Genomic DNA, 9,938 nt, shown 5'->3' with positions numbered 1-9,938 from the left:
TCAGGGTTGGATTGTCCGCCGGCACGGCGATGAGGAAGGCGCAGAAGGCCAGGAAGGCCGAGAAGAAGATCAGCTTGATGTCCATCTGCACCGCGGCGAGCAGCGTGCCCAGGGCGAGCAGGTAGATCATGAGTGCGGTGTACTGCTGGTCGGTCATCAGCTCCCGATAACCCTGGGAGTTCAGCAGGTACAGAAGCCCGATGAGAGCGCCCCAATGGATCACCTGACGCAGCAGGTACCAGACGCGGTTGCTGTTGCTCACATAGGCCTGGGTCCAGCCCGACACCAGCGAGACCACGGCCACCACGGGCACGAAGATCTCCCAGTACTTGTAGGTTCCGGACATGTCCCTCTGGCTCAGCCAGAACAGGACGACGGTGGCGGCGAAGAGCACGAGCAGCGGGATCAGGGCCAGCCCGAGCGGGCTCAAGCCATTATCGCGCTTTTGGGTGGGGGCTTGATCGGTTGCGGCAGCGGACACGTCGAATCCTCCAACTGGCAGGGGGAGAGGCCGACGGCCGTTGAACCCGTATGTCGGGGTGAGCCTGCCAAGGCGGCGGACGAGGCGCGGGGCAGGGGGCCGTCGGCGGGACAGCCAGCTAGAGTCTAAACCATTTTGAAGATGTGTGAAGTATAATTGACACAAAAATCTCTTTAGATGTGTCAATTGAAGATGACACATGTCTCCTCGGGAAGTGCAGTTTGATTGGCGCTTCCCGTTCGGGACAGGACGCCCCGCCGATTTTTGGCCAAGATGGTCAGTAAATCGGCATTTCCCTAGAAAGGCCAGATGACCGGGGTCAGCAGCACCGTCACGGTGCCCACCAGGAGGGTCAGAGGGATACCTGCGCGCAGAAAATCTGCGAAGCGATAGCCGCCGACGTTGTAGACCATCAGGTTCGTCTGATAGCCGATGGGGGTCGCGAAGGCCGCGGAGGCGGCGATCATGACGGTGACCATGAACGGGATAGGGCTCACGTCCATGAGTCGCGCGGCATCCATCGCCACCGGGAACACCAGCACTGCGGCGACGTTGTTGGTGGCAAGCGCCGTCAGGAGCGCGGCAGCGGCGAAGACCAGCAACAGGGACAGCCAAGGCATGCCCTGGGCCAGGCCGATGAGTGAGCCCGCGAGCATGCCGGCGGCACCGGTCTTCTCGAGCGCGGTGCCGATGCCGAGCGATGTGGCGATGACCAACAGCACCTGCCAGTCGGGTGATCGGCGGGCGATACGGCCCGGCGTGCAGCGGGTGAGCACCATGGCGCCGGCGGCAAGCAGTGCCGCCTCCAGCATACTGAAGAGTCCGACGGCGACGCTCACTACCATGCCGGCGACAATGCCGACGGCGACGGGCGCGCGCTCATGCGCCGGCGGGTGATCGTCGCCCAACTGGGCCACCACCAAGAAGTCTTTGGCGTTGCGCTGTTGCAGTACGAACTCGGGGTGGGTCTCGAGGAGCAGCGTGTCGCCCGCTGCCAGCACAATATCGCCGATCTTGCGCTGCACCCGCTCGCCGCCCCGCGAGAGCGCGATGATGGCGGCGTTGTAATGGGCGCGGAACCGGCCCTCGCGCACCGAGCGGCCGACAAGCGGACTCTTGTTGGACAGCACCGCCTCCACGAAGCAGCGGTCCCGGCGCTTGCCGCCGAGCTTGAAGACCTGCTCCGTCGCCGGACGCAGGCCGCGCATGCGCTGCAGATCCATCACCGAATCCAACATGCCCGCGAACACCAGCCGATCGCCGGCGCGCAGCACTGCCTGCGAGGACACCGCCGGCATAATCTGACCGTCGCGCTCGATCTCCACCAGGTACAGACCGGGGAGTTGGCGCAGGCCCGCAGCTTCGATGCGCTTGCCGGCGAGCGGGCTGCCCGGCGGCACCAGCATTTCGGCGGTATAGCTGCGGACGTCCGCGAAGCTGTCTGTCGCCGCTGTCCGCGCCGGCAGGAGCTTGGCGCCGAAGAGCTGGAGATAGACGATGACCACGACGACCACGGGAATGCCGACCCAGGCGAGCTCGAGCAGTGCCAGGCCCGCTTCGCCTGTGCGCGTGGTGTACATGCCGTCCACCACCAGGTTGGTGCTGGTGCCGATCAGCGTGCAGGTACCGCCGGCGATACTGGCGTAGCTCAACGGGAGCAGCAGCCCCGACAGCGACAGCTGGTGGCGCTTTGCCCAGTCCATGACCGCCGGGATGAAGATCGCCACCACGGGTGTATTGTTCAGAAAAGCGCTCAGGCCTGCCGCCGGCAGCATGAGCCGCAGGCGTGCGTCCTGCTCGCTGCGGGGGCGGCCCAGCAGTGTCTGGCCGATCCAGCCCACGGCGCCGGTCTCGGTGAGCCCGCTCACCACCACATAGAGTACGGCGACGGTGATCACGCCCGGGTTGGCAAAGCCCGCCAGCGCCTCCTCCACGGTCAGCACGCCGGTGACGAGCAGCAGGGTCAGCGCGCCGGCGGTCACGATGTCCGGTGCGACGCGCGTGCGCAGGAAGAGGATGAAGCAAAATACCACCAGCGCGATGCTGAGCCAGCCCTGCCAGCCGAGGTCGGTGAGTCCGCTGGTGGTGGCGTCCACGCCCGAATTGCGCTCGCGCTGACCTTAGCCTGTTAGAGGCGAGCAGGCTCAGACGCTCGCGCCGAGCAGGCGGGCGATGTCGCGGATCTGACCGGGGGGCGGATACTCTGCCGCCGCCGCATCGCTCTCGAGATATTCCCGCCAGCGCGCGAAGTCATCGGCGAGGTCCGGGTCAGTGTTGTGGCAGCCGAGCACGCTGATGACGCAATCGCCGATGCGCCAAGGGCCCTCGCCCGTCAGCTCGCCGCGCAGCAGGTGCGCCGCTTGCGCCGGCGTTTGCCGATGCCAGAAGAGGTCCAGATACAGAAGCCCGTCGGGATGCGGGAAGCAGGCTGCGACCACCTTGGCGGTGCCGCTGCTGCGCCAGCGCAGCGCGAGCGGCGCCGTGACATCGTAGGGCTTGGGACCAGGGGCGGTGGCGGCGTGCATCGAAGGCAGGGCAGTCAGCGCGACGCGGCGTTGGTTGGGGTGCGCCGGGGTGTTGGCCGGCGTCGGGCTCAGTTCTTGCTGATCAGGTGTGGGCGATCAAGCCTGGGCGATCAAGTCTCAGCGATAAGGGCTTCGTAGCGCTCTCTGAAGGCGGCCTGGCGCAGGCGCTCCGCCTCCTGCTCGGTAGCGATGAGCGGCGACTCCTGCCAGGTGCTGCTCGCATGGTCATACACCGAGAACCGCCAGGCCTTGCCCACCTTGAACACCTTGGTGACATCATTGCCGGCCTGGGCCATGGCCTGCATGCGGTTCAGGCCTTTTGGCGCGCCGGCGGCCGCGGCGGCCTGCTCGACGGCACCCGTGGCCGCGGCCGCATCGTCTGCGGCCGTCGGTGCGTCATGGAAGCGGAAGCTGTTGTTTTGGATCTCGCCTTGGATGTCGAGCTCCACTGTCGCCACGTTCGGCAGCCGCTTCAGAATGTAGGCCGCCATCAGCATGCCGAGCTTGTGATTCTCTTTCTCCAACGCGGTCAGCAGCTTGTCGGCGACGATCTGGCAGCGCTGCTCGCGGTTCGGCTGCGCTACCCACTCCCGGCTCATCTGCCAGCCCGCGTCCATGTCCGCGTCCAGCTTGTCGCAATAGTCGTCGCAACCGGCGAGCACGTGCTCCGGCACGTTGAGGCTGTATTCTTGGTCCTCGATGATGGCCTTGAGGATCATGTTTCGCCCTCCACGAGCGGCTGTGAGGCGTGGCTTGACCTATGGTATCAAAGGCGTGCGCCGGCACGGCCTGCGGAACACGGACTGCAACATCTTCTCGAGCCCGACATGCTGCTGACGATCCCGAACCTGTTGAACGAAGCCCAACTCGCCAAGCTGCATGAGATCATGCAAGGCGGCGAGTTTGTCGACGGCAAGCTCAGCGCTGGATTCGCGGCGGCGCGGGTCAAGCGGAACGAGGAGCTGGGGCAAGAGCCGGAGCGCGTCCAGCGCCTGATTCGTATTCTGATGGCGAGCCTGGGCCACAACGAGACCTTTCGCTTCGGTGTGCTCCCGCACCGGGTGGCGGACCCCATCTTTGCCCGGTATCGCCCGGGCATGGCCTACGGAGACCATGTGGACGACCCGATTATGGGCAGCAACGGTCCGCGCTTTCGCTCGGACGTGTCCATGACCGTGTTCCTGAATGCGCCGGAGGACTACACCGGCGGTGAGCTCGTGATCCGCACCAGCTTCGGCGACAACCGCGTCAAACTGCCCGCGGGCGATGCGGTGGTGTACCCGTCCTCGAGCCTGCACCGGGTTGCCGAGGTAACCCGCGGCGAGCGCCTGGTGGCGCTGACATGGATACAAAGCTATGTCCGCGACCCGGCCCGCCGTGAGCTCCTGTATGAGATGAATCTGGCAAGAGAACACCTGCTGAAGACTGCCCCCGACGCCGATCACACCGCACAGGTGGATCGCAGCTACAGCAATTTGGTGCGGATGTGGGGCGAGGTTTGAATGTTAAGTACGAGAAGCGAGGGGCGAGGGGATGCCTCGCTACTCGCCACTCGCGCCTCGATACTCGCCTGCCTGGCCCTTCATCTTGTTGACGATGGCGTAGACGCCGACGTGGCGGTTAGGGCTTAAGTGCTCTTCCAGCTTCAGCCCTTCGAAGAGGGCGTCAACGTCCGTCGCTTCGATCTCCTCGGCGGTCTTGTCCGAAAAGAGCTGTACCAAGAGCGCCACAACGCCTTTGATGATGGCGGTGTCGCAATCGCCCTGGAAGCGCAGCCGGTTGGTTTCGTCCACGCGCTCTGGTACCACATGCACGGTGCTCATGCACTCCATGACACGATTGGCGTCGACCTTGTTTACCGGGTCCATCGGCGGCATACGCTCGCCGAGCTCGACTAGGTACTCGTAGCGCTGGTCCCAATCACCGAGCAGGTCGAAGGTGTCGATGATGTCTTCGATCTCGCTGCTTGTGCTCATGGTGCGGTGGCGAGCTGCTCTGTCGGGCGGGGTCGAGGTCGCGAGCAGGGCTGAAAGATCGCGCCCCGCGGACGCCGGCTTAGACGCTGAAGGACTCGCCGCATCCGCACTCGTCCTTGACGTTGGGGTTGCGGAACTCGAAGCCCTCGTTGAGTAGGCTCGACTTCACGAAATCCACCTCCATGCCGTCGATGCGCTCGAGGCTTGCATCGTCCACGACCACCTTGACGCCGTGACTCTCGAAGACTTGGTCGCCGTCGTCCAGGTCGTCCGCGTAGTCGACGACGTAGGCGTAGCCGGTGCAACCGCTCTTCTTCGTGCCAATGCGAAGGCCGATGCCGTGGCCGCGTTTTTCCAGCATGCTGTTGACGTGGCGGGCGGCCGCGTCGGTGAGGGTGACTGCCATGATGCTGCTCCAGTGTCGATGTTTCGATGGTGCCCTAGTAAACCTTCCCGGTCGGGATTTCAAGGGTTGGCCCCTGCTGTTGGATTAGTGTCGCTGCTCCCTGCCGGCGTCGACGCTACCGAAGGCTGACATTTCCATCAGACCGCGCATCAGGTCGGCACGCGCGCCGACGCCGTCTGTCTCCAACAGCGCCTGCTTGTCGTCGGCGCCGAGCGGCAGGTGGGTGCAGAGCAGGTTGACTAGGTCGTAGTCTTCCATCTGTCCAATGTCGTCCCAGGGCACCTCCACTCGGCGTCGGTCGCAAAAGGCGCGCAGGGAGCCCATAAAACGCTCGCGGTCGCCAATCGCGCCGCCATCCAGCTCGTAGTCCGCCGCAAAGCGTCTCCAATCCGGGCGTACGCGTCGGTAGCCATCACGCTCAGCCAATTCCTCGGCGACCTCGAATCGGCAGAGACCGGTCAGCACCAAAACGATGCGGCCGTCAGTGGTCTCGCTGTAAGAGGTGATGCGCCCGGCGCAGCCAATGCTGTGGACCTGCGGCGGCGCGTCGCCCACCGCCTCGGCGCGCGGCTGCACCATACCGATGAGATGATCCTGCGCAAGCGCCGCCGACACCATGTTCAGGTAGCGAGGCTCGAAGATGTTGAGCGGGAGCTGCACACCGGGCAGAACCACCGCCCCGCCCAAGGGGAAGATGGGGAGCTCTCGCGGGAGATCGGTGAAGGCTTGCAGAAAGGGACTTCTCACGGCGGCGTTCTCTCGAGGCGGATAGCGTGCAGGGCCGGCGGCCCAGTGCGGATTGGGACAACGTGCCCGGCTGAAGTTCAGAGATGGGGACGGTCGCGGCTGCTGCGAGGGCGCGCGCCTCTGCGCGGCGCACACGCCAGCAGCAGACCTGCAGAGCGCGCAGCGCCCAAGTGTCGGAGCGAACCCTGGATCGCCGGTGGGGTCCATAGAGCTTTACAGACTCGCCACCCGCGCGACTCGCCCCACTCATGGCGAGCGGCCGTCGCAACGGCAGCGTCAGCGCTGCGTGCGCGGTGCGGCAAGCAGGCGGTGAGGCGGACGAAACCGTCGCCTCACCTTGACAGTTCCGAGCCGAGACCCCTACGATCTTCGGCTTCCTATCGCGCGAAGTAGCCCATGGATCTTTCCGCAATTCGGGCACCTGTCTCCGACGATCTCCAGGCTGTCGACGAGCTCATACTCCAGCGCCTGCAGTCTGACGTGGTGCTGATCAACCAGATTGGTCACTACATCGTCGGCAGCGGCGGCAAGCGGCTGCGCCCGCTCTTGGTCCTGCTCGCCGCGCGTGCCTGCGGTTACCAAGGGGAGCGCCACCTCGAGACCGCTGCCATCGTGGAGTTCATCCACACGGCTACGCTTTTGCACGACGACGTCGTCGACGGCTCCGAGCTGCGCCGCAACCGCGACACCGCCAACGCCGTTTGGGGCAACGAAGCGAGTGTGCTCGTGGGCGACTTTCTGTACTCCCGCGCCTTCGAGATGATGGTGGACGTCGGCATCATGCGCGTCATGGACGTGCTCTCGCACGCCACCAACCGCATCGCGGAGGGCGAGGTGCTGCAGCTGCTAAACAGCCATGACCCGGACACGGACGAAGCGCGCTATATGGAAGTCATCAAGCGCAAGACGGCGACGCTGTTCGAGGCAGGAACGCGGCTCGGCGCCCTGTTGGCTGAGGTGCCCAAAACGCTTGAGGACCGCGTCGCCGACTTCGGCATGCACCTCGGCATCGCCTTCCAGTTGGTGGACGACGCACTCGATTACGACGCCGACAGCGAGACCATTGGCAAGCACATCGGCGACGACCTCGAAGAAGGCAAGCCCACCCTGCCAGTCATCCGTGCGATGGTGGCGGGTAGCGAGGCGCAGCGCAGCATGCTGCGCAAGGCCATCGAGGAAGGCGGGCGCGAGCGGATCGATGATGTCGTCGCGGCCATTGTCGACACCGATGCACTCAAGTACACTACCGAGCTTGCTAGGCGTCACGCGCAGTCCGCTCGAGAGTCCCTCGATGGCCTGCCGGAGACGGATGCCAAGCACGCCATGCTGGCAACGGCTGATTTCGCTGTGGCCCGCACCTATTGATCCATGCCGGACGCGCCGGCACCGGCACGATGTCTCAGGCGGTTCCCGGCCGCCTGCTGCCCACCTTGGCAACCGCAGTAAGGTTGGCAGTCGCACCGACAGCATCGGCGGCCCAACGCCGCCACCGCCGTCGGAATTATCCGCGGCAAACCACCATCGGGGTGTAGCTCAGCCTGGTAGAGCACTGTCTTCGGGAGGCAGGGGTCGAAGGTTCGAATCCTTTCACCCCGACCATACAACCGCCCGATATCGCGGGCGCTAAACGGCCGAGGGCTGGCGAAGCTCTCGGCCGTTTCCTTTTGGGGCAACGGCGGCGTCTCGACGTATAGGTGGTCGCGCAGATGGTAGCGGGAGGGGGCGGGTCCGCGTCCTGAGGAAGGACGCGGGCGCTTGGTCGCGGTTACAACAGCGCCACCGCCTTGATCTGGATCCAGACTTGCTGTCCGGGCGCTAGGCCGAGCTGCTCGGCGGAGCGACGGGTGACGCGCGAGAGTACCGGCTTGCCGTCCACCGCGAGCTTCACCAGCGACAGAGCGGGGTGGGCGTCGTCGCCTAGGGAGACGACGCGCGCCGGCAGTGTGTTGAGGATACTGGTGCCTTCTTTGGGCTCATGGGCGATGCTTACGTCCCGGGCGAGGATGCGGACGCGGGCGTGGTCGCCGAGGTCGGCGCCGGTGTCCCGTACCCAGAGACTTGTGTTGCAGCATGCGACGCGCAGCAGGTGCCAGCGCTCGTCGCGCTCGGCGACGTGGCCGTCCAGCACAACGCCGGCGTCCTCGCCCAGGCGAATCGGCAGGTCGAGCCGCGCCAGGGTGTCGTTGAGCGGGCCGCTCGCCAGCACCCGCCCGCCCTCCATCACCACCAGGTGGTCCGCAAGGCGCGCCACCTCGTCCGGGGCGTGGCTGACGTACAGCACCGGGATCTCCAGGTCGTCGTGCAGCCGCTCCAGGTACGGCAGGATCTCTTGCTTGCGGGCCAGGTCCAGTGCGGCCAGGGGCTCGTCCATCAGCAGCAGCTTCGGGCTCACCGCGAGTGCCCGAGCCATGCCGACGCGCTGACGCTCGCCGCCGGAGAGTGCTGCCGGTTTGCGCTTCAGCAGGTGGCCGATGCCGAGCAGATCGATGGCGTGCTCCAGGTTGAACTTCGCCGCTTGACGGTCTTCCTGGCGGCTGCGTTTCTGTCCGTAGTGAAGGTTACCGAGCACCGTCAGGTGCGGAAACAGGCTCGGCTCTTGGAACACATAGCCGATGGGGCGGCGGTGAGTCGGCACCCAGACATCCCTGTCCTGCCAGACATCGCCGTTGAAGCTGAGGCGTCCGGTGGCGGCCTGCTCCAGACCGGCGATGCAGCGCAGCAATGTGGTCTTGCCGGAGCCTGAATGCCCGAACAGGGCCGTCACCCCCCGCGCCGGCAGCTGCTCGTCGACGTCCAGCGAGAAGCCGGGCCATTCGATTCGCAAGCCGACGTAGATCATCGGCTCAGCGCGTCCCGCGGTCCGGGCGCCAGGCATAGAGCGCCAGCAGCACCACGAAAGAGAACACTAAGAGTACCGCGGACAGTCGGTGAGCATCGGCGTACTCCAGCGCCTCGACATAGTCGTAGATCTGCACGGAGGCGACCCGGGTCTCACCCGGGATGTTGCCGCCGATCATCAGCACCACACCAAACTCGCCGACGGTGTGCGCGAAGCTCAGAATCCCGGCAGTGACGAAGCCCGGCAGCGCCAGCGGCAGGGCAACGGTGAAAAAGCGGTCCAGCGGGGAGGCGCGCAGGGTAGCTGCCGCTTCCAATGGGCGCTCGCCGATGGCCTCGAAGGCGTTCTGCACCGGCTGCACCATGAAGGGCAGGGAGTAGAACACCGAGCCCACCACCAGCCCCCAAAAGGTAAAGGGCAGGAGCCCGATGCCCAGCGTCTGCGTAAGCCAGCCTACCGGCCCGTTCGGGCCCATGGTCACCAGCAGATAGAAGCCCAGCACCGACGGCGGCAGCACCAGCGGCAGGGCCACCACAGCGCCGACGGGGCCTTTCCAGCGCGAGCGCGTGCGCGCCAGCCACCAGGCGATGGGGGTGCCGACGATGAACAAGATCAGCGTCGTCACCGCCGCCAGGCGCAGGGTGAGGGCGATGGCTTCGAGGTCGGTGTCGGAGAGAATCATGGTTTCGAGGTTCGAGGTTCGAGGTGCGCGGTGCGCGGTGCGTGCGGCACAGCTGTCGGTGACGATGATGGGGTGTCCTCGCCCCTCGCACCTCGCCCATCTATTCCGTGATATACCCAAAGCTCCGAATCACGCGCTGCGCCTTATCCCCTTTCAGATACTAGAACAGTGACCTCACCGCAGGGTACCCCGACCAGCGCTCCAGGATCGCGGCATCCTGCCGGATGGGCCAGGGCAGGTCGGCGGGGACGGTACAGCCGGAGCCCTTGGGAGTTTCACCGC

The 9,938-nt window shown here is 65.6% G+C and carries 11 protein-coding genes and 1 tRNA gene; 3 read left to right on the top strand and 9 right to left on the bottom strand.

The features are described 5' to 3' along the window. From I6U14_RS16750 to I6U14_RS16735, 4 genes are all read right to left on the bottom strand, one after another. Nucleotides 1–481, bottom strand: a 481-nt coding sequence (locus I6U14_RS16750; RefSeq protein WP_296900789.1) for a hypothetical protein, incomplete at its 3' end; no start/stop codon positions are given. A gap of 296 nt (nucleotides 482–777) precedes the next feature. Beyond that, nucleotides 778–2,577: an SLC13 family permease gene (locus I6U14_RS16745; protein WP_296900787.1), complete on the bottom strand. Its 1,800-nt coding sequence runs from the start codon at nucleotides 2,575–2,577 to the stop codon at nucleotides 778–780. Between the two features lie 48 nt (nucleotides 2,578–2,625). Beyond that, on the bottom strand, nucleotides 2,626–3,006 hold the full coding sequence (locus tag I6U14_RS16740) for a hypothetical protein (RefSeq protein ID WP_296900785.1): 381 nt from the start codon (nucleotides 3,004–3,006) through the stop codon (nucleotides 2,626–2,628). A gap of 110 nt (nucleotides 3,007–3,116) precedes the next feature. Next, a complete protein-coding gene (locus tag I6U14_RS16735) occupies nucleotides 3,117–3,725 on the bottom strand; it encodes a hypothetical protein (RefSeq protein WP_296900783.1) in 609 nt (202 codons plus the stop codon). Nucleotides 3,726–3,833: 108 nt separating this feature from the next. Here I6U14_RS16735 and I6U14_RS16730 point away from each other — a divergent pair, with 108 nt between their 5' ends. Then, entirely contained in the window at nucleotides 3,834–4,508 is a 675-nt protein-coding gene (locus tag I6U14_RS16730) for a Fe2+-dependent dioxygenase (protein ID WP_296900781.1), read from the top strand. Nucleotides 4,509–4,547: 39 nt separating this feature from the next. Here the strand turns inward: I6U14_RS16730 and I6U14_RS16725 are convergent, their stop codons facing one another. The 3 genes from I6U14_RS16725 to I6U14_RS16715 all read right to left on the bottom strand — a co-directional run bounded on the left by I6U14_RS16725 (nucleotide 4,548) and on the right by I6U14_RS16715 (nucleotide 6,135). Beyond that, complete coding sequence (locus I6U14_RS16725) at nucleotides 4,548–4,982, bottom strand: SufE family protein (RefSeq protein ID WP_296900779.1); 435 nt, start codon at nucleotides 4,980–4,982, stop codon at nucleotides 4,548–4,550. Nucleotides 4,983–5,061: 79 nt separating this feature from the next. Then, on the bottom strand, nucleotides 5,062–5,388 hold the full coding sequence (locus tag I6U14_RS16720; RefSeq protein ID WP_296900777.1) for an iron-sulfur cluster assembly accessory protein: 327 nt from the start codon (nucleotides 5,386–5,388) through the stop codon (nucleotides 5,062–5,064). A gap of 84 nt (nucleotides 5,389–5,472) precedes the next feature. Then, the gene (locus I6U14_RS16715) at nucleotides 5,473–6,135 is read right to left on the bottom strand and encodes an LON peptidase substrate-binding domain-containing protein (RefSeq protein ID WP_296900775.1); all 663 of its coding nucleotides are present in this window, start codon (nucleotides 6,133–6,135) and stop codon (nucleotides 5,473–5,475) included. A gap of 396 nt (nucleotides 6,136–6,531) precedes the next feature. On the opposite strand from I6U14_RS16715, the gene I6U14_RS16710 reads away from it, so the two are divergent. Both I6U14_RS16710 and I6U14_RS16705 read left to right on the top strand, forming a co-directional pair. Further along, nucleotides 6,532–7,500: a polyprenyl synthetase family protein gene (locus I6U14_RS16710; protein WP_296900773.1), complete on the top strand. Its 969-nt coding sequence runs from the start codon at nucleotides 6,532–6,534 to the stop codon at nucleotides 7,498–7,500. A 157-nt stretch (nucleotides 7,501–7,657) separates the two neighbouring features. Further along, nucleotides 7,658–7,734, top strand: a tRNA-Pro gene (locus I6U14_RS16705). Nucleotides 7,735–7,900: 166 nt separating this feature from the next. On the opposite strand, the gene modC is transcribed toward I6U14_RS16705, so the two are convergent. After that, nucleotides 7,901–8,974: a molybdenum ABC transporter ATP-binding protein gene (gene modC / locus I6U14_RS16700; protein WP_296900771.1), complete on the bottom strand. Its 1,074-nt coding sequence runs from the start codon at nucleotides 8,972–8,974 to the stop codon at nucleotides 7,901–7,903. 4 nt (nucleotides 8,975–8,978) lie between these two features. Further along, on the bottom strand, nucleotides 8,979–9,656 hold the full coding sequence (modB, locus tag I6U14_RS16695) for a molybdate ABC transporter permease subunit (protein WP_296900769.1): 678 nt from the start codon (nucleotides 9,654–9,656) through the stop codon (nucleotides 8,979–8,981). Nucleotides 9,657–9,938: the final 282 nt, after the last annotated feature.

Origin of the sequence: Thiohalocapsa sp. (assembly GCF_019695415.1) — a bacterium.
In the GTDB taxonomy this organism is placed as follows: Bacteria; Pseudomonadota; Gammaproteobacteria; order Chromatiales; family Chromatiaceae; genus Thiohalocapsa.
Note: the sequence above shows the minus strand (reverse complement) of the source record. Positions and strands in the feature narration are given on the sequence as shown.